The 23,823-nt window shown below is 34.6% G+C and carries 4 protein-coding genes; all 4 read left to right on the top strand.

Features of this window, described 5'->3' with window-relative positions; translation table 11 throughout:
- On the top strand, window positions 1–2,797 hold a 2,797-nt coding region (locus ACTHPI_RS09215; RefSeq protein ID WP_445353841.1), incomplete at its 5' end, for a mucin-binding protein.
- A gap of 220 nt (window positions 2,798–3,017) precedes the next feature.
- Entirely contained in the window at window positions 3,018–4,223 is a 1,206-nt protein-coding gene (locus ACTHPI_RS09210; RefSeq protein WP_445353840.1) for a mucin-binding protein, read from the top strand.
- A 317-nt stretch (window positions 4,224–4,540) separates the two neighbouring features.
- Window positions 4,541–15,349 (top strand): mucin-binding protein, encoded by a 10,809-nt coding sequence (locus tag ACTHPI_RS09205; protein WP_445353839.1) that lies wholly within the window; start codon window positions 4,541–4,543, stop codon window positions 15,347–15,349.
- A gap of 154 nt (window positions 15,350–15,503) precedes the next feature.
- Window positions 15,504–23,823: mucin-binding protein (locus ACTHPI_RS09200; protein ID WP_445353838.1), on the top strand; the 8,320-nt coding region annotated here is incomplete at its 3' end.

The raw sequence follows: 23,823 nt of genomic DNA, 5'->3' as shown, positions 1-23,823 counted from the left end.
TGGTTCATGGACTGGAAGCCATACCTTTAATGGTGTAGCTACTCCAGTAGTTAACGGCTACCATGCAGATAAGAAGACTGCTGGTCAAGGAACTGCGACAGTTGATAATCCAACTATTACTGATGTGGTAACTTACACACCAAACGGTAAGATCGTTCCGGTAGATCCAAACGGCAACCATATCCCAGGAACAGATACCCCAACCTTCCCAACTGATCCAAAAGATCCAACTAAGGTAGATACAGGTATCGTGCCAAATGTTCCAGATAACTGGACACCAAAGGATCCAAACAATAAGCCAGGAAGCAACATCACACCAGATCCAAAGGATCCAGGCAAGGATGTTCCAGTACCATTCAATCCAGTAACCCCAACTCCAGATAAGGGTTCAATTACTGTAATCGTTCATGACAACACAACTGGTAATGACATTCCAGATTATGGTAAGACTTCAGGAAGTGTTGATGCTGGTACTAAGTTCACTTATGATAAGACGACCACAATCACTGACCTTGAAAACAAGGGTTACAAGGTAGTCAACCCAGAAGTAACTATTCCAGGTGAAGTAACTAAGGGCAATACCAATGTAACAATTTATGTAGAACATGATACAGTTCCAGTAAACCCAACTAACCCAGGCAAGCCAGGTGAACCAATCAACCCTAACGATCCAGATGGACCTAAGTGGCCAAGTGAATCAGGTGATGTATCTAAAGATGTCACAAGAACTATTACTTTTGTAGATAACAATGGCAAAGAAGTTCATGCACCAGTAGAACAAACAGTTCACTTCACCGCTCAAGGAGTAATGGACAAGGTAACAGGTGAATGGACTACACCACTTACTTGGAGTTCAGACCAAACTGTAAACGGTCAAAACGTTCCATTCGTTGAAAACTACCACGTAACTTCTATCAGTAAAGATGGCGAAGGCACAAGTTCAATCAAGAGCGTAACTTTGAACCATGACTCTGACAGTTACAAAGTTGTAGTAAGTTACGAACCAAACGGTCATATTGTTCCAGTTGATCCAAATGGCAATAAGATTCCAAACGTTGATAACCCAACTTACCCAACTGATCCAAATAACCCAGCTAAGGTAACACCAAATGAGCCGGTACCAAGTATTCCAGGTTACACACCAGAAGTACCAACAGTAACACCAAATAACCCTGGTAAAGATACTCCAGTGATTTACACCCCAATCCCAGCAGATAAGGGACAAGTAATTGTGAAGGTCCATGACAATACAACTGGTAAAGATGTTCCAGATTACGGTTATGATTCAGGAGAACAAGAAGTAGGTCAAAAGGTCGACTACAACAAGAATGAAGTAATCACCAACTTGACCAACAAGGGTTACAAGGTGATCAATCCAGATGTAACAATCCCAGGAGAAATCACCAAGGGTTCACAAGTAGTAACTATTTATGTAGAACATGATACAGTTCCAGTAAACCCAACTAACCCAGGCAAGCCAGGTGAACCAATCAATCCTAATGATCCAGATGGACCTAAGTGGCCAAGTAATACTGATAAGGATAGTTTGACTAAGACTGGTACCCAAACAGTTCACTATGTCGGTGGCGGAGACAACACTCCAAAAGATAGCGTAACTACAGTTACATTTGAACACCACTTAGTAATTGATAAGGTAACTGGTAAAGTTGCTAAGGATAATGGCTGGACTCCAAACAGTCAAACTTATAACAAGATCAATACACCAATTATTGATGGTTATACAGCTGATAGAAGTGTAGTTGGTGGAGATACAGTAACTAGTTCAGATGACAACATCAATCGTGAATACACTGTAACTTACACTGCTAAGACAACTCCGGTTACTCCAGTAACCCCAACACCAGAACCATCAGTAACTACAGTAGTAGGTAAGCAAACGATCACCTTTGTAGATGGAGACAATAACAACACTCCACTTAGAGATTCAGATGTACAAACACATACATTTACAATCACAAATGGAGTACCAAGTGAAAACAGCTACACATTCGGTACAGTTAATGTTCCAGTAATCAAGGGCTATGTTGCAGAGATCAAGACAGCAGGCGGCAAGACAGTAACGCCAAATGATCCAAATGCAAATGTAGTAGTTGTTTACCACAAGATTGGTAAGATCGTTCCAGTGGATCCAGATCATAATCCAATCCCAGGAGCAGAAACACCACAATACAAGAACGATCCAAACGATCCAACCAAGGTAGTACCAGATGAGAATGTTCCGATCATTGAAGGTTACACACCAAGTCAAAGTACAGTAACCCCAGATGATCCAACAAAGGATACTGAAGTAGTCTACACAAAGAAGACAACTCCAGTAGAACCAGATGAACCAGATACACCAGATGAAGAGCCAGAAGAGCCAAAGAAGCATCGTGATAGCAACAAGCCAAAGCCTTCTGCACCAAAGAAGACTAATAATTATAACTACAACAATGCTCCACATGCCCAAAATGGATATTGGAACAATAATGTTGCTCCACATGGTCAAAACGGATATTGGAACAATAATGTTGCCCCACATGGCCAAAACGTAAATGGCTGGAGTAATAATATTGGACCACATGGAGAACATGTAGATGCAAACGGCAATATTGTTGCACCAAATGGTGAGATCATAGGTTATGTAGATAAGAATGGCAATCCACATTACACAAAGCAACTTCCACAAACAGGTGAAAAGAACACAGATACTGCAGCAGCCCTTTTAGGAGGAGCAGCAGCAGGACTCAGTTTGATAGGACTTGCAGGAGTGAAGAAGCGTCGTAAGAAGGATTAAATCAAGTAAATAAAGATATTTATTGATTGCAGAAAAGCAAGATGTCAAAAGTACATCTTGCTTTTTGTTTATAATATTTAAAATAAAATTAATAATAGTAAAAAAATATTAAAGATATAGTATCTAAAATTGCTGATAGTATACAAAACATGATAATATTATATTCAATAAAGAAATCGATTACAGAAAAGAAAGTGATATTAATTAAGGAGATTGAAAGATGGTTACAAAAAATAATAGTTATCAAAATACAGCTTTGGTTACAGAACGAACAATTAATGAAGAAATGTCACTTAAAAATATAATGCCTTATATTGAAATTGAAGTTCCAGAAATTAAGACGCAATTAGCTCAAGTTATTTATCGAGACGTAGATAAAAATAATCAACATTTAACTTCTTCTAAAATAATTAAAGGTGAAGCTGGAAAACAAATTAATTATTCAACCTCCAAAGTAATAAAACATTTTATGAATAAAGGATATGTTTTAAAAAACAATGGTTTTGATCCAGAAGGACAAATTCATTATTTTGACAATAATGATGCAACTTTGCAAACTTTCTATGTAGATTTAAGACATGATTTAATTAAAGTGACGCCGGAAAATCCAGGTAATCCTAATATGCCAATTAATGACAAAGATTTAACCGGTCCTCGTTGGGGAAAAGAAGCATCAAAAAGTAATCTTATTAAAGATGTAACTTGTACAATTAATTATATTGATGATCAAAATAATCAACTTGTTGAGCCAATTATTCAAGTAATAAGATTTACACAAAGTGGAACACTTGATAAAGTAACTGGAAAATGGGCAACTCCCCTTAAATGGGAGAAGTCTAGTGATGTATTATCCAAACAAGTATTTCGTGATATAAATGGGTATCATATAGTTAAAATTAATAAAAACTTTAAGGTAAATAGTTTTTATAAAAGAAATTCAAAAGTGAAAAATTTTAAGATAGATATTGTCTATACTTCTAATAAAATAGATACTAAAAGCACACGTGTAGTTCCATCTGTTCAAAAGATTAGATTTGCTGATGAAGATGGAAATGACATTGCACCAGCGAATGTTCAAGAAAGTGTATTTATTTATACTGGTGATACGGTTGATAAGATTACTAACAAAATATTAAAAACTGGTATTTGGAATCAACAATCCTATACTTATAACGCGATAGAGCTTCCAGTAATTGAAAGTTATGTAGCAAAAAGTGGTTACTATACTAGCAAGGGTAAAAAAGTTGCAGGTGGACTAACTGCGACGTATAGTAATCCTAATGTTCAACTTACTGTAGTTTATAAAAAGTCTGATTTTCAAACTCATGCAGATGTTTTTAAAGAAACATCTATTCTTAAAAATAAAAATTATAAAAAGAATTATATTTCTGAGATAGAACTCATAGGATTATCTGGAATAAAATAGTTCAAAAAAATAAGTAAAAAAACAAAATGTTTTAATTACATTTTGTTTTTTTATTGCTGAAATTCAAAAAATGCTAAAGAATAATCAAAGTTTAAAAATAAAAGTATAGTTTTGATAACACATACGGACACATAGGTTTAAGGGAATATGTGAGGTACTCTAATTACAGTAAATACTAATAAAACAAGTATGTTTGTAAAATAAACCAGTTGAAAATAAAATAAAGCGCGTTATTATATTAGTATAAAACCAATTAAACATATCAGAAGTGTTAACAACAGAGCACTGAATTTAAGTATAAAATCTGGAGGCCTAAGATGGTTTCGAAAAATAATAACATCAAGAAAGTAGAGCAGGTTGCAGATAGACAACCTTCGTTTGGTATTCGTAAGTTGACTGTAGGTGCTGTTTCGGTACTGCTGGGTACAACATTGTGGCTTGGCAATAATGCAAATATTGCAAAGGCTGATACTAATTCTGCTGATAGTAATCAAGAATCGCAAGATAGTGCAACAAAAGCAGCAAATAGCACTCAAGCTAAAAAAGCTGTCGTCATTGCACAAGTGACAGTAGATAATGATAAAAGTCAGACTGAAGCTAACAATTCTTCTCAACAAGCAACTCAAGCAAGTAGTAATAATACTCAAGTAGCAGTTGATAAGACAAATAGTGATAATTCTGAAAAGACAGACGCAAAACAAATACAGAGTTCAAAACAAGATAGCAATCAAAATATTGCTATAAATGAAAGCGCTTCTAAAAAAGAGAGTGAAAATAAATCATCAGAAGTAACTTCTCAAAACGCTCAAGTTCAACTTCAAAAGGCAGTTACTAATACTGCACAAAAACAAGTTGAACAAAAAGCAAATGAAGCTATAGCTGATCAAAAAATAGAATCTTCTAAGATTCAACAAGCAGCTAAAAATGGACAAAATGGTAATAATAAGAGTAAAAGTGAGGTTGATATTGCTTCAGCTGCACTTAAAGGTGTGCAAAAGTCAGATTTAACAAATGATAATAAGTTGAATCTTAATGATGCACAAAAGGCAGCTAAAACAGAAAAAAGTAATGAAACAAATGAATTTAATCCAACTCAAATTACAGCTTTAATGGCTGCTAATACTGATCTCAATAAAGAGTTGGGTGCTAGTTTAGTTAACTGGGGTAGTAGTGATACTGCAACTTTAGATGGCCTAGTTAAAGAAGGCAATGCACTTATCAATAATGTGAATGCGCAAGTTGCAGAAAAAGTAGATACTTCAAAATTTAAGACAGTTACAAACGGTAATGATTTAGTTAGTGCTATTAATAGTTGGGATACAAATATTCAAGGAGTTAATGTTCAAGGAAACATCAATTTAACTGGTGCTGTTTGGGGCAATACTCTTACTGTTAATAAAAACTTTTATATTAATGGCTTAGACAATGCAAGTATTAATCTTGGACAAGTCTCACTTAATAATAATGCAAACTTAACTTTAGCAAATGTTACTGTTAATGGTTCTATTAAAGGAAATGGTAGCGTTATAGTTAAGGGTGACGTTACTTCAAATGTTGATTACAGTAATAATGCAACTTTGTCTGATAGCGAATTAAAAACACAAATTGGCAATAGTCATCCTAAGGATGTTGGTGTAAATACCAATAACTGGAAAGCTGCTAACATTGCTGCAAGTCGAGTAGTTATTGATCCTGAAGCAAGTTTAACTGTTAACCGTAATATTGACGGTGATGGAATTGTTTTAATGAACGGTGGAGCTTTATTTGGTCAAAATGTTGGAACAAATGGGGCTTTGGTAGCTAACTATAACAGTAAATTAACTATTAACTTAAAAGATTGGCAAAATGCTAGTCGTGCAAATGAACAAGCTACAAATATTGAAAATGCTAATACTGGTATTCGTGCAGTAAATAACGGTCACGTAGTTACAGGAGATAGCGCAGAAATCAATATTAATGCTGGACATGGCCGTGCAATTATATTCAATGAACCATTTGGTGGTAATGGTAGTATCCATCAAAAATCAAATCTTGAAACAAATTGGTATAACGATCGTTCCATTACTCGTGATTTTAATTATGCAATGGACACTAATAACTCGGTTATTTTTGGTGATTCTAACAAAGTTCATGTTACTGGACGTGATGGTATTTTATTTGGTAATCGTGGTAATTTCGTAACAGGTGAACACTCAATTATTAGAATTGACTCAAAAGGTAATGGTGCTGGATTATTAGGAGATGCTTTCAGTAATGTAGAAGTTTCACCTCAATCACAATTGCTATTAACTTCAGATGGTAAGAATGCATCTGGTCAATGGAGTGGTGGTAACTTTATCGGACTTGGTGAAAATGGTCAATTCCGTGTAGAACACGATGCAACATTTAGATATAAAATGATAAATCGTGGTGGAAATGATGGTAACTATTATGATGATAATATGAACATTATTTCTACTAATCCTCAATCTCACCCAGAAGTTTATGTAGGTCCTAATGCTACTTTTGATGGTCAAAGTGACTATAGCAATTACTACGGTGAAATCTTCTCATTCCCACTTGGTTCAACTAACACTGTTTTCCAAATTGATGGATCAAAATATGTTAACTGGGAAAGAAATGCAGTTTCTACAAAACCAGGTCCAAATGGTAACCTTTACTACTCAATGGGTAAAAGTTTAATTGACGCAACTAGTGCAGAAAAGGGCCGTTCATACTACGTATTTAAGTGGTATAACCAATACTTTAACGGACAAGATTTAACATTTAATGATGAAAATTCTGATGCAGTCAAGCAATCACTTCAAGGATTCATTGATACATCAAGTGAATATTGGAAGAACGTTACTCACTTAGCAACTTCTTATAGTAAGAATGGTAATACGGCAGAATTTCCAGGTCACTTTGTAACTGGAATTGATATGAATGGGGATGCTACTCCTGGTCAAAAGCATGGCACTCCTTTAAATGACTTTAGCGGTGGAAATGATGGTTTTGACCCTCATAGTTCTCAAAGATTAGTATTAGTAGCAACTATTATTCCAGTTCAAGAAGATAAAACAGAACAAGTTAAAACTCCATTTAAGATTCAAGTTCATGAAAATAAAGATCTTAAGCCTGGTGAAGTGAAGCTTGTTCAACAAGGTCAAGATGGAATAGTTCGTAAAACTACTACAACTTACTACAATGTTGATCCATCAAGTGGTAAGAAAACTCTTGATACAAGTCAAGGAACTAATGGAGTTAAGACAACAACGACAGTAATTTCTAAAGAACAAGATGAAATTATTGATATTGGTCCTCAAACCGCTTACGTTAAATATCTATATCAAAATAATGACACTAATCAAACTGATCCAATTCAAGTTGATGGTCAAAACTTACAAGCAGCTATTAGTGCCATTCCAGTAGAAACTGATAGTCAAGGTAATATTGTCTTTACTGAAAATGGTGATGTAACAGCTAATACAATTGATTACTCAGATGTACAAGATTTACAAAAGGGTAAAGAAGCAGTTAGTCAATCACAAAAAATAAATATTGATGATGTTCAAGTTCTTGAAAACCAATGGCAACAAGCCGTTAAGGATAAAACTAATAAATATAATGTAACTGGTTTAACTAGAGAATCTATTATAGAAGCTGCTGAAAAAGCTGGCTTGAATAATCCAGTAGTAGTTGGACCAACTGAAGGTCCCGTTTTCAAGGTTATTCTTGGTAATAAAATTCAAGATCAAACTGCTCAAGTTATTTACCGTGATGTACAAGATCCTGAAAGTCCAGTTCAATTAGCAACTTCAGGTGAACTTTCAGGTAAACCAGGAACTCCAATTAACTATTCAACTAGTGACGAAATTAGTAATCTTGAAAATAAGGGATACGTTTTAACAAAAGATGGTTATCCAAAGAATGCTAAATTTACGGATAAAGCTGAAACTTATTATGTAGACTTTGTTCATAGTGCAGTTCCAGTTACTCCAAATACTCCACCAACTGATGTTCCAAAAACTCCAGATGGTAAGCAATTGGTTGACCCAAGCAGTTTAACTAAGAATGTAACTTTAACAGTTGATTATGTAAATAATAATGGAAGCAAGTTTACTGGTGAAATTCCAAATGATGCTAAACAAACTATAACTTTTACTGGTTCTGCTTATATTGATAGGGTTACAGGACAAATTGTTAACGCTAAGAAAGATGGAGATAATTGGGTAGCTAATGGTGCAGGTAAAGTTACTTGGACTCCAGAAAGTTCAAGTTTCAAGGCAGTTATTTCACCTACTGAAACAAATTACCATATAGTAAATGTATCAGATTATAAAGATGGCAATAACGTTGCAGCAATCCCTGATATTACTAAAGATAGTAAAGATATTAAGGTTACAGTAACTTATGCACCTGATGGTCAAAACGTAATTAACCAAAAGACGATTCCATCAACTCAAACTGTTAAGTTCCTCGAAGAAGGTACAGACAAGCAACTTCTTGATCCAAATAAGCAAAGCTTCACCTTTACTTATAGCGGTGACACAATCAATTCTGAAACAAAAGAAGTGATTAAGAAGGGTAGTTGGAATGCGGAAACCCACACTTACGATACAGTTAACGTTCCAGTAATTGATGGCTATGTTGCAATTAAGGGATATGTAACTAAAGATGGCAAGGTAGTTGCAGGTGGACTTACTGCAACTCAAAGTGACCCAGATGTTCAAGCAATTGTTTACTATGCAAAAGTTGGTAAGATCGTTCCAGTTGATCCAGGTCATACTCCAATTCCAGATACACCAACACCAACTTATAAGAATGATCCTGATAATCCAACTAAGGTGGTTCCAAATGAACCGGTTCCAGAAGTACCTGGCTACACTCCAGAAGTACCGAGTGTAACACCAGAAGATCCAACTAAAGATACTCCTGTTGTTTACAATAAAGATGCCCAAGAAGTAAGTGGTCAAGTTGTATATATTGATGATACTGACGATAAAACTCTAAAGACTGCCGATTTTAAGGGTAAAGTAGGTCAAAAGATTGATTACACAACCGCTCCTTCAATTAAGCAATATGAAGATGAGGGATATGTATTAGTTTCAAATGACTTCAAAGATGGAGATGAAGTATACAAGTCAACAGGTAATGATTTCCAAGTTCATTTAAAGCATGGCACAGTTCCAGTTAACCCAGAAAATCCTGGTAAACCTGATGAACCAATCAATCCTAATGATCCAACTGGACCAAAGTATCCAGCTGATACTGAAAAATCTGCTTTAACCAAGACCATTATTCGTACAATTAACTACGTTGATAATAGTGGTAAGGTAATCAGTAAACCAGTTACTCAAACAGTCGACTTCACCAAATCAGGTGTACTTGATAAGGTAACAGGCAAGTGGATCACTCCACTTACATGGGACCCAACTTCTAAAGAAATTTCAGAAGTAACGTCACCAAAAATTCCTGATTATCATGTAATCAGTGTTTCAAAAGATAAAGACGGCGATAACGTTAAGGCAGTAACTATTACTCCAAGTGAAACCAGCTATGATGTAACAGTAACTTATGCACCTGACGGTCAAAACGTAATTAACCAAAAGTCAATTCCATCAACTCAAACTGTTAAGTTCCTCGAAGAAGGTACAGACAAGCAACTTCTTGATCCAAATAAGCAAAGCTTCACCTTTACTTATAGTGGTGACACAATCAATTCTGAAACAAAAGAAGTGATTAAGAAGGGTAGTTGGAATGCCGAAACTCACACTTACGATACAGTTAACGTTCCTGTAATTGATGGCTATGTTGCAATTAAGGGATATGTAACTAAAGATGGTAAGGTAGTTGCAGGAGGACTTACTGCAACTCAAAGTGACCCAGATGTTCAAGCAATTGTTTACTATGCAAAAGTTGGTAAGATCGTTCCAGTTGATCCAGGTCACACCCCAATTCCAGATACACCAACACCAACTTATAAGAATGATCCTGATAATCCAACTAAGGTAGTCCCAAATGAACCAGTTCCAGAAGTACCTGGCTACACTCCAGAAGTACCAAATGTAACACCAGAAGATTCAACTAAGGATACTCCTGTTGTTTACAATAAGAATGTCCAAGATCAAACAGCTGAAGTTATTTACCAAGATATCAATGATCCTTCTAAGCCTGTTCAACTTGCAACTTCTGGCAAGTTAACTGGTAAAGCAGGAAACAAGATTGATTATTCAACTACAGATGAAATTAAGATCTTAACTGATAAAGGGTATGTCTTAGTTAAAAATGGTTTCCCAACAGATGCAACTTATCAAGATACAAATAAGGTTCAAACTTACTATGTAACTTTCAAGCATGGCACAGTTCCAGTTAACCCAGAAAATCCTGGTAAACCTGATGAACCAATTAATCCTAATGATCCAACTGGACCAAAATATCCAGCTGATACTGAAAAGTCTGCTTTAACAAAGACTATTACTCGTACAATTAACTACGTTGATAATAGTGGTAAGGTAATCAGTAAACCAGTTACTCAAACTGTAGACTTCACTAGATCAGGTGTACTTGATAAGGTAACAGGCAAGTGGATTACTCCACTTACATGGAATCCAACTTCTAAAGAAATTTCAGAAGTAACTTCACCAACAGTTCCTGATTATCACATTGTTAGTGTTTCAAAAGATAAAGATGGCAATAATGTTAAGGCAGTAACTATTACTCCAAGTGAAACTAGTTATGATGTCACAGTAACATATGCACCTGACGGTCAAAGTGTAATTAATCAAAAATCAATTCCATCTAAGCAAACCATTAAGTTTGTTGATATTGATGGTAAAGAACTATCACCTGATAAGGTAAGTGATTTCACCTTTACTTATAGCGGTGACACAATCAATTCTGAAACAAAAGAAGTGATTAAGAAGGGTAGTTGGAATGCCGAAACTCACACTTATGACACAGTGAATGTTCCTGTAATTGATGGCTATGTTGCAATTAAAGGCTACACTAATAAAGATGGCAATATTGTTGCAGGTGGACTTACTGCAACTCAAGATAAGCCAGATGTTGAAGCTGTTGTAGTTTATGCAAAAATTGGTAAAATTGTTCCAGTTGACCCAGGTCACACACCAATTCCAGATACACCAACACCAACTTATAAGAATGATCCTGATAATCCAACTAAGGTAGTTCCAAATGAACCAGTTCCAGAAGTACCAGGCTACACTCCAGAAGTACCAAATGTAACTCCAGAAGATCCAACTAAGGATACTCAAGTGGTTTATAAGAAGAACCCTGAAGTTCAAGATCAAACAGCCGAAATTATTTATCAAGATGTAAATGATCCAAATGATATTATTCAACTTGCAACTTCTGGTATTTTAACAGGTAAAGCTGGCACTAGAATTGATTATTCTACTAAGGATGAAATTGCTAAGCTGACTAATGAAGGATATGTTCTTGTTACTAACGGATTCCCATCTAACGCAACTTATGATGATAAAAAGAACATCGTACAAAAATTCTATGTAACTTTCAAGCATGGCACAGTTCCAGTTAACCCAGAAAATCCTGGTAAGCCTGGTGAACCAATTAACCCTAATGATCCGAATGGACCAAAGTATCCAGAAGATTCTAATGTAGTTAACAAGACAGTTACTAGAACTATTGAGTTTGTTAATGAAAAAGGTCAACCGGTTGCTAAGGATATTAAACAATCTGTTAAATTCACTGCTAGTGGTGTTCTTGATAAGGTAACAGGTAAATGGATTACCCCACTTACATGGAGTCCAAATCAGGAAATAAGCGAAGAAAAAGTACCATTTGTTGAAAATTATCATGTTGTTTCTATTAATAAAGATGCAGATGGCAAAATTGCAGTCAAGGCAGTAACTTTAACTCATGATGATACTAGTTATACTGTGAAAGTAACTTATGCACCAAATGGACATATTGTTCCAGTTGATCCAGAAGGAAATAAGATTCCAAATGCCCCAACTCCGCAATATCCAACTAGTCCTAATAATCCAGCAGATGTTACTCCAAATGAACCAGTTCCAGAAGTACCTGGCTATACTCCAACTGTACCAACAGTAACACCACAAAATCCTGGTAAAGATACTCCAGTTATCTATACTCCAATTGATGATATGGAACATGCTATTGTAATTTACCAAGATGTAAACAATCCAAATCATCCAGTTCAATTGGCAAGTTCAGGTGATTTAGCAGGTAAAGCTGGCACTGTGATTAATTATTCTACTAAAGAAGAAATTACTAAGTTGACTGATCGTGGTTATGTTTTAAAGAACGATGACTTTACAAGTGGTGTGAAGTTTGATAATGACAAGAATAAGGTTCAAACATTTTATGTAAACTTCGTTCACGGCACAGTTCCAGTTAACCCAGACAATCCAGGCAAACCTGGTGAACCAATTAATCCAGAAGATCCAAATGGTCCAAAATATCCTGCTGGTTCAAATATTGTAAGTCGTGATGTAACTCGTACGATTGATTATGTTGATCAAAACGGTAAAGAAATGCCAGGACATAGCCCAATTGTTCAAACTGCCCACTTTACAGGTAGTGGTGTACTTGATAAGGTAACAGGACAATGGATTACCCCAATTACTTGGAGTGGGGACGGTGATTTAGCTGGAGAAACTAGTCCAGTAATTTCTGGTTTCCATATTGTACGTGTAAGTCAAGATTCAACTAATAATATTAATGTTGATCCAACCGTTGTTAAGTACAATACTGATAGTTATAAGGTTAGTGTTATTTATGCACCAAATGGCCATATTGTTCCAGTTGATCCAGAAGGAAATAAGATTCCAAATGCTCCAACTCCACAATATCCAACCAGTCCTGATAATCCAGCAGATGTTACTCCAAATGAACCAGTTCCAACTATTCCAGGATTTACTCCAGAGACGCCAACAATAACGCCACAAAATCCTGGTACCAATACTCCAGTTATTTATACTCCAGATGCAAAAATGCAAACAGCTATTGTTAACTATGTTGACAGTGATGACCATGATGCAATTATTGCAACTTCAGGTGATATAACTGGTAAACCAGGTACAGTTATTGACTATAGTACTAAGAAAGAATTAACTATTCTTTCTGATAAAGGATATGTGTTAGTTCATAACGGCTTTGATCCTGATGGAGTTTCACCAAAATTTGATAGTGATAGTTCTACTGTTCAAACTTATACAGTTGTTTTGAAACATGGAATTGTAACTGTTACTCCAAATAATCCAGGTCATCCAGGTGAACCAATCAACCCTAATGATCCAAATGGACCTAAATGGCCTACTGATACTGGTAAAGATAATTTGGAAAAGGTAGCTACTCAAACAATCCGTTATGTAGGTGCAGGAGACAATACACCAAAGGATAACGTTCAAAAGTTCACCTTTACTAAGAAAATAGTGATTGACAAGGTTACTGGTAAAATTATTGAAAATGGTGCTTGGAATGATACAAGCCACACATTCGGTTCAATTGATACTCCAGTTGTTGAAGGCTATCATGCAGATAAGAGAGTAGCTGGCGGAACTATTGTAACGCCAACTGATTTAAATAAGACGGTTACTGTAGTTTATACTAAGAATGGTAAAATCATTCCAGTAAATCCAGATGGTACGCCAATTCCAAATGCTTCTACACCAACTTATAAAACTGATCCAACTGATCCTACTAAAGTTGTGCCAGATGAGCCAGTTCCAACTGTTCCAAACATGATTCCAAGCCAAAAGACAGTAACACCACAAAATCCTGGTAAAGATACTCCAGTAGTTTATAACAATCAACAAGGTTCAGTTGTAGTTGTTGTACATGATATAACTACTAACACTAACCTTCCTCAATATGGTTATAATTCAAAGACTGTTGCTGAAGGAACAAAGGTAGATTATGATTGGACAAAGACTAAACAAGAGTTAGAAAATCATGGTTATGAAATTGTGAGTCAAAATATTTCAATTCCTACAGTTGTAGGTAAGACTGCTCAAACTATTACCATTGATGTAAAACATGCAACTGCTCCAGTTGGACCTGACAATCCACATGAACCAGGAACTCCAATTAATCCAAACTATCCAGATGGTCCAAAGTGGCCTGCTAAAGATACTTATACTAAGCACTATACTTCAACGATTCATTTCGTAGATAGTGAAGGTAAGGCTCTTGAAAAAGATAGTGTCCAAACTTCAACTTGGACTAGAACCATTATTGTGGACAAGGTAACTGGTAAAATTTTGAACGATAACGAATCATGGAAACCAAATATTACCACTTATGCTCCAACTACAGTTCCAGTTATTAAAGGGTATGTAGCTGAAAAGAAATCAAAAGATGGTATTACAGTTGGTGCAACTCTTCCAGGAAGCAAGGTAGTTCAAAAAGATATTCAGGATTCAATTATCTATAATAAGATTGGTAAAATTGTTCCAGTTGATCCAAGCGGTAATCCAATTCCAGGAGCTGCCACTCCAGAATATAAGAACGATCCAACTAATCCAACTGCAGTGGTTCCAAATGAACCTGTACCAAATATTCCAGGATATACTCCAGAAGAAAAAACAGTAACACCAGTTGATCCAACTAAGGATACAAAGGTTGTTTATACTAAGCCTTCAACTCCGGTTACTCCAGTGACTCCAGATGTTCCAGCAACTCCTGATAATCCAACTTCTCCAGTAACTCCATCACCAGCTCCACATCCTCAAACTCCACCAACTCCAGAACCAACTCCAGAGCCAGAAGCTGTAAAACCACATCCTCAAACTGTTCCTACTAAACCTCAACAGCCTCAGGTTCCTCAAAAAGAGACTACTGTAAAGCCTCATCCACAAACAGTTAAGACTGAACCAGTAGCTACTCCAACAGCTGAAAAGGTTGTAGAGAAAAAGATGGTTTCAAATCCAACTGCAATTCAACATACTGCACCAGTTAAAGCGCAAACTGTAGTCAAGGAATCTCAACCTTCCTCACCAGCAAAACCTTCATCTGTTCAAAGGACTCTTCCTCAAACAGGTGAAAGTGATAATGCAGAAGCAGCAACTATTTTAGGAGCTGCAGCGGCAGGTTTAAGTATGATTGGACTTGCGGGAGTTAAGAAACGTCGTAAGAAATAGTTATAAATAATTTAATATAAGATTATAAGCAAGGTGTTAAAATAAAACACCTTGTTTTTAATTACAAAATTTTGAATAGGTGGTATTATAGCTATGTAATGAGACATAAGATGTATTTTGTCATCTTAAATTTTTAGGATTTTGGAGGCTGAATATGGTTTCGAAAAATAACCGTATTAAAAAACAAGAAAAGAATGCTGAATGCCAGTCACATTTTGCAATTCGTAAATTAACAATTGGGGCTGCTTCAGTATTATTAGGAACAACTTTATGGTTGAATAACGGAAATGTAGTTAAGGCTGATGCTAATTCGGATAAAAGGGATACGAATAAAGCTAGCCAAGAAAGTAATAACGCAATTACTAATAGCGCTGATGCTAAGAAAGTAGTTGTTGTTGCTGAAAATGGACAAAATGATGCAGATACGAATCAAAAAAATGAATCTGCGCAAAAAGCTGTTCAACAAAGTGCCACTTCACAAACTGAAAAAGAAGCTTCGTCAGTTGCACGTAATTCTGAAGTTCAATCAAATAATCAAGAAAGTAGTAATATTAACAGTGCAAGTAGCAATGTAGATATTACTAAAGAAAATAAAAATAACCAAAATAAGGCTGATTCAGATCTTACTTCTTCACAAAAGCGTAATTCAGCTGAAAATCAAGCTCAATCAGCTATTGATAAAGATGAAATAGCTCGTCGTCAAGAAGCAATTACAACTCATGTGGAAAAAGCAAAGCAGAATACAGCCCAAGTGCCAAAAAAGGACACTATTACAAATAATCAAGTATCAGAAAAAGATACTGCCACAAATAATAAAGATATAACTGAAAGTCAAAAAGCTGAATCAACAAGCAAAGATACAACTTTAAATAAAAATAATTCAATAAGTAAAGATACAACTACAAATCATAAAGATGTAACACTCAATAATGATGCAGTTGTAAATAAAGATGCTAAGCTTTCAGCTGATACATCTTTAGTTGCTAAAGATGACAATAATCATATAACTGATAACCAACAAGTAGTTAATAATTTTTTAGATAATCCTTTAGCACAAGCAGGACAACAAGGTAAGCAAAATAAAGCTTCAAAATCTGAACAGTTAGATTTATTCCAAATTGGAGAAAAAGGAAAAGTTAAAACAGATTTAACTAAGGATAAAGAGCTTGAAAACCAAGACAAGGCTTTATTAAAGCAAAAAGAAAATGTCTTAAATATTGCTGCAACAAAAGAAGCGGCATTAGATCCAGAAAAAATAAAGCAATTATCAAATTTATCTACTGAACAAGTTGCTCAATTATATGGAACTAATCTTGTTCAAGCAAGCAGCATTAAAGGAATTTTTGATCAATTAAAAGGATTAGACTTTAGTAAAATCAAAGATTCAGTAAGCCAAATTACATCTACTATAAATGATCCAGATGTTCAAAAAGCTGCTAAAGATTTAATGAGCGGTAATTTTAGTTTATCGACTTTGTCAGATCTTAAAAAGGCCAGCAGTAAAATCGGTTCACTTACAACTGGATTGAAGGGCTTAGCAGGAGAATTATCTAAGAATACTTCCTCAGACAGTAGTACTGGTAGTATTTTGGATAATTTAAAGAAATTTAAGCTTCCTGACATTACCAAAATAAAACCGGCTATTGACGGTATTAATACCGTAATGAAAGATCCAAGTGTTCAAAAAGTTATTAAAGATGTAACTAGTGGTAATGTTTCTTCAGCTATTGTGGACATGGGAACTGCTCTTCCAAATATTGAACAAAACTTAACTCCGTTAAATAATTTAGTTAAAGACGCTACTGGTATTGATGTTATGGATCAAGTTAAGAGTAAGCTTCCTAACGTAGATCCATCTACTCTTTCAAACGCTTTGAGTGGAGTAACTGGCATAATGAAGGACCCAGATGTTCAAAAGGCAATTAAAGACATTGCCAGTGGTAGTCCTAGTTTAAGCGATGTTACAGCAATTCCTAAAATAATCAAAGGCTTGAAGCCAGTAGGAAACATAGTTAAAGATTTACTTCCACATAAGGATGGTAGTAGTACAACTGATTCTGATAAAGACAAGGGTAAGACTAGTTGGTTTGATAAGTTAAAGAACTTAGTACCATCATTTACTGATGAAGAAGTTACAGCAGCAAAGAATGCAATTCAAAGAACTATTTCTGATCCTTTAATTAAAAATGTTGTAACAGATGTAATCACTCAAAATTATCCAAAGCTTTTAATGGATGTGATTCATTATGGTCCAGCTACTTTAAAGAATGCTAAAACTTCTATTGAAGAAATTACTAAGGCTATTAAAGATGCTAAGGAACAAAAACAACAAAATACTACTTATACTTACACTATCAATTACATGGATGGTAAGACTAAGGTAAGTTCTCAACAAATTAGTGGTAAACCAGGAACTACCGAAACCATAACAGTAAAAATTCCAGATGGTTATGAAGTAACTGAGGGTACAAGTGTACCAGGAACTCATACTTTTACTACTAAAAATGAAAGTATTGATATCCAAATTGTTAAAAAGGATGCTTCAAAGCCAGTTGACCCAGATGCTAAGGAACATACATTAACTATTGATTATGTTTTATCAGATGGTAGTGCAGTTGGAGCTCCACAAACAATTACTGGTAAAACTGGTGAAAGTAAGACTATAACTGCTCAAATTCCAGCAGGATATAAGTTGACTAATGGTACTAACATTCCAGGACTTTATACATTTAAAGATGCAGATGATAGTATAAAAGTTACTGTAGAAAAAATTGAAAATAAGCCAGATGTACCAACAACAAATGTAGTTTTAACTATTAATTATAAAGATGGTGATAAAATTGTCGGCAGCCAAACTGTAACTGGTAAAGCAGGTAGTGAAGTAGCAATTACTGCACAAATTCCAAATGGTTATAAATTATCCTCAACAGGTGTAGTTCCTGCAACTTATACACTTGGAAATAAAGATTCTAATTTAGATATTCCAGTTATAGTTGATAGTTCAGCTAAACCAGATAATCCAGACCATAATCCAAATAACCCAGATAAGAATCCAGACACCCCAGATAATCCGAATATTCCAGATAAAAAACCAGATACACCTGTAGAAACGCAAAAGGCACAATTGATTATTGTTGATCAAGACGATAATAATAATCAAATTAAGGCTGATGGTATTGAAACTTCATTTATAGCTAAAGGTCAAAGTGGAGAAGCGATTAATTTTGGTAATACACTAGATGCTATTTCTGCTTTACAAAAATTGGGATATGATTTGGTTTCAAATGATATTCCAACAGACGCTAAATTTGATAAAGATTCTGATAATGACAAAGTAAGTCAAATTTATCAAATTATTATGAGACATGGAGTTCAAGTAGTAACTGCTGCAACTGATCCAAGTGCAATTCCTGCTAAATCTCAAGGAATAATTAAACCAGCTGATTTAACAAAGAAAGTTAACTTAACTGTAACTTATACTAATTCTGATAAGACTCCATTTACTGGGGATGTTCCAGAAAATGCTAAGCAAACAATTACCTTTAATGGAACTGTTTATGTAGATAAAGTTACTGGTAAAGTAGTTAATGCTAAAGAACAAAATGGTAACTGGGTTGTAGATAGTGATAATTTAGCTATTCCAGAAATTTCTTGGAAAGCAGATAATGATGAATTTAGTGCTGTAATTTCTCCAAAGGAAAAGGGCTATAAAGTTATTAGCGTTTCAAATTATAGTGCAGGCGATAATGTTGACAAGATTACTAAGTTATTGCCAACTAGCGGTAATATTAACGTTAATGTTGTTTATGCACCAGATGATACTTCAGTTCCAACACCAGCTAAACAAGGTTCAGTTAAAGTAATTGTTTTTGACCAAACTACTAACCAAATTATGAATGATTATGGTTATAGTACTGGCAAAGTTGATGAAGGAACTAAAGTTGACTTCTTAGATCATGCAAAACAAATTCAAGAATTAGAAAATAAAGGCTATGATATTGTTAGTGATCCAACTGCTGATTTACCAACTACAGTAGCGGATGCGGATTTAACTTATAGATTAATCGTTAAGCATCATATTTTATCTGTTAGTCCAGAAAATCCTGCAACACCAGGAAACTTAATTGTTCCAAGTAACTCTTACAATAAATACCCTGCTGATACAAATAGCGATAGTTTAACTCGTGTGGTTACTAGAACAATTACTTATGTTGGTACTCCAACTGAAGTAGCTCCAGTAGTTGATTCTTTGAAGTTTACTGCTCAAGGTTATCTTGATGCTGTAACTGGTAAGTGGACTACAGCAGATGGGCAAGAATTGCAAAATCAAGCAAATCACTATATTTGGACTAGTCATGATGGTACTAAATTTAATAAAGTAGCATCACCATACTTTAAGAATTACCATGTAAATAATATTTCAGTAAATGGTAACAGTTATGGAGATGTAGTAGAAACTACAAATATTAATCAAGATTCTAAGGATATTAATATCGTAGTTACATATTCTCCAAATGGTGAAATTGTTCCAGTAGATAGTACAGGAAAAGAAATTGCACCAAAAGTTCAATATGTAACTAACCCTGCAAACTTAACTAAAGTAATGCCAGAAGAATCTGTTCCTGAGGTAAGTGGCTATACTACTGAAACTAAATCAGTTACTCCAGTTGATCCTGCAGTTAATACATCTGTTGTATATACTGCTATTCCAGTTAAGGTTAAGAAGGGGAGAGTAATTGTTAATGTTCACGACAATACTTTAAATACTGACCTTACAGGTTATAGTTATGATACTAAGCAAAGAAAAGTTGGCTATAAAGTTGATTTTGATAAAAATAATGTGATTGCAAATCTTGAAAAATCTGGCTACAAGGTTATTAACCCAGAAGTAGTTATTCCAGATAAGGTTACTAAAGGTAAGCACATTGTAACTATCAATGTAGAACATATAGTTACTCCAATTACTGAAAATAATAATCCTCAAAAGGTAGTTTTAACAAAAACTGCAACTCAAACAGTTCATTATGAAGGTGCTGGAGAATTAACACCTCAAGATAATGTAAGTACTATAAAGTTCATTCATAATGTAAGTCTTGATAAGGTAACTGGTGAATTAATTGATAATGGTTGGACACCTCAAGTTCAATCTTATAAGACAGTTATTACTCCTAACTTGACTGGTTATACTGCTAATGTAAGTGCTGTTGGTGGAGATGAAGTAAGTGTAAATGATGAAAAACCAGATCGTACTTACACTGTTACTTATACTAAGAATCCTGTGACAGTTATAGGAAATGTATCTTATATTGACGATGTAACTGGAAATGTTTTGGAAAGTCAAAGCTTCATAGGGAATAGTGGAGAAACTATTAAATATGATCCAGCTAAGAAGATTGCTTACTATGAATCCAAGGGCTATAAGTTAGTTCAAAATGATTTAAACGATAAAAAGAAATTCTCAGATCAAAATAATGATTTTGAAATTCATTTCACTCACACTACTTCAAAACTTGATGCTGATAATTTAACAGGAAATTATTCTAAGAATGATTTAGATAAAACTATTAGTCGTGTAATTGAATATAAGTACGCAGACGGCTCTAAGACAATTGCTCCTGTGAAGCAAGAAGTTCATTTAACTGCAAGCGGTATAATTGACAATGTAACAGGACAATTAGTATCTTTACAAAATAACAAGGTAATTCCAAATGGTAAATTAACTTGGAAGGCAGTAGGAGCAGATAGTTTCACTGAAGTTCCAGCTGTTGATTTAGATGGCTATTACATTTCTGGTATTAAAGAAGTTGGAACTTCTGCAAATATTAGTGATAATGGTCAAGTTGCTAGTCAAGAGGTAAGTTCTACTACTCCAAATGCTCATATAACAATTACTATTTCTAAGAAGGCTCCCGTAAATATTACTGGTAGTGTAAGTTATATTGATGATTCAACAGGGAAGACTATTGAAATTGATAAATTAGGCGGTCAAGTTGGACAACTAATTAATTATCATACTGCAAGTATTGTTCAAGGATATTTGAATAAAGGTTATAAACTTGTTTCAAATGACTTTAGAGATGGTGTTTCTACTTTTGATGGGGATGCTGAAAAGAACAACTTCCAAGTTCATATGGTACATAACACTAATGTTGTAAATGATGAAAAGACAATTACTCGCAAAGTATCATATATTGATAAGGATGGTAGTGATGTTTTACCTGCTGTTAACCAGAGCGTAACCTTTAAAGGTAAAGCCATTAAAGATGAAGTAACTGGCAAGCTTGTTAACTTAAATACTGACGGTTCAATTAAAGACCAAAATGGCCAAATGAACTGGACTCCTGATGATGGCGAGTTTGCTATAGTTGGAGCAGTAGATAACAATTATCGTGTAATTGGAATTAAAGAAATTGGAAGCAATGCTAATGTTGATATGAAGACAGGAGCAGTTGCTAGTGAAAAAGTTCTTCCAACTGATAGCAATAAGAATATTGTGATTGTACTTGAGCAAACAAAAGCTTATGCACGTGTATCTTATATTGATGACACTACTGGAAAAGTAATTGAAACTAGAGAATTCACTGGTAAGCTCGGCAACAAGATTAATTACGATGCCAATAATGAAATTGCTAAGTATGAAAATCAAGGATATAAATTGATTTCTAGTGATTGGGGTAAAAATACAGTATTTACTACCTCTGATAATGATTACAATATTCATTTAGCTCATACTACTTCTAATATTGATTCCAGTCATTTAGCAGGTAATTACACTAAAGACGACTTAACTAAACAAGTAAGTCGAACTATTAATTATGTATATGCAGATAGCTCTAAATCAATTGCCCCTATTAAACAAGTTGTAGAATTTGAAGCAAGTGGAACTATTGACAATGTAACTGGACAATTAGTAACTGTTCAAAATGATAAAATTATTACTAATGGAAAGCTTACATGGAAAGCTTCAAATGATAGTAGGTTTGATGCTGTTTCTGAAGTTCAATTAGGTGACTACTATGTATCAGGAATTAGACAAAATAATTCTCAAGCTACTGTAAATGATAATGGACAAGTTTCTAGTGAAGATGTAACTCCAACTTCTTTAAATAGTAATATTGTTATTACATTGACTAAGAAGGCACCAGTAGAAACTACAGGAACTGTTGTTTACTACGACGATACAATGAATACACCAGTAGAAACTGTAAAACTTGGTGGAAAAGTTGGTCATGCAATTGATTATAGTACTGCCGATCGAATTCAAAGCTTTATTGATAAGGGATATAAATTAGTAAGTAATGACTTTGATAATGGGCAAGAGTTTGCAAAATATCCTGCTAAGAATAACTTTGAAATTCATTTAACACATAATACAACTTCTATTAATGAAGAAAAGACAATAACGAGAAATGTATCTTATGTTGATGAAAATGGTAAAAATATCTTGCCAAGTATTAAGCAAAGCATAAGCTTTAAAGGCCAAGCAACTAAAGATGATGTAACTGGAAAGCTTGTAACCTTAAATAGTGATGGATCTATTAAAAATCAAGATGGTAAGATAAATTGGATTGCGGAAAATGATGAATTTGCTGAAATTCCAGCTGTAGATTCTACAAAGTATGCTGTTGTTGCAGTTAAAGAAAATAATAATGCTGTTAATCTTAAGACTGGACAAGTTGCTAGTGAAAAAGCAAATATTGATAGTAATGATAACAACATTATGATTACTTTAAGTGAAGTTGTAACTCCAAAGGGTTCAATTACTGTTGTAGTTCATGACGCAACAACTAATAAAGATCTTTCAGATTATGAAAAGTCTTCAGGTGAAAAAGATGCTGGTAGTTCATTTGACTATGATCTTGCTGGAAGAATAAAAGATCTTGAAAATAAAGATTATAAAGTAATCAATAAAGATTTAATTATTCCAAGTGAAATATCTGCAGGTAATCAGAACTTTACTCTTTATGTTGAACATGAATTAGAACCAGTAACTAATAGTAAAGATGTAACTCGTACTATTAATTATGTAGATGAAAGTGGTAAGAGTCTTTCACCAGCAATTAAACAAACAGTTCATTTTGTTCAAAATGGGGTAAAGGATAAAGTAACAGGTGAATATACAACTCCACTTGCTTGGGATGATACAAGTAAAGAAGTTCAAAATGCTGTATCACCAACTATTGATGGTTATCATGTGGCTAAGGTGTCACAAGACGGTGATGGTAATAATGTAAAGTCTGTAGTATTAAAGGATACAGACAATGACTATGATGTGTTTGTAGTTTATGCTAAAAATCCATCGAAGCCAGATGACAATAAGCCAGCAGATAATCCAAGTCCATCGAAGCCAGATGACAATAAGCCAGCAGATAACCCAAGTCCATCGAAGCCAGATGACAATAAGCCAGCAGATAATCCAAGTCCATCGAAGCCAGATGACAATAAACCAGCAGATAACCCAAGTCCATCAAAGC

This window comes from Lactobacillus sp. PSON (assembly GCF_052615405.1).
Note: the sequence above shows the minus strand (reverse complement) of the source record. Positions and strands in the feature narration are given on the sequence as shown.

Excerpts from the sequence above, each read along its gene's own strand:
- ACTHPI_RS09210 (WP_445353840.1), top strand. The coding sequence starts at position 3,018 with ATGGTTACAAAAAATAATAGTTATCAAAATACAGCTTTGGTTACAGAA.
- ACTHPI_RS09205 (WP_445353839.1), top strand. The coding sequence starts at position 4,541 with ATGGTTTCGAAAAATAATAACATCAAGAAAGTAGAGCAGGTTGCAGAT.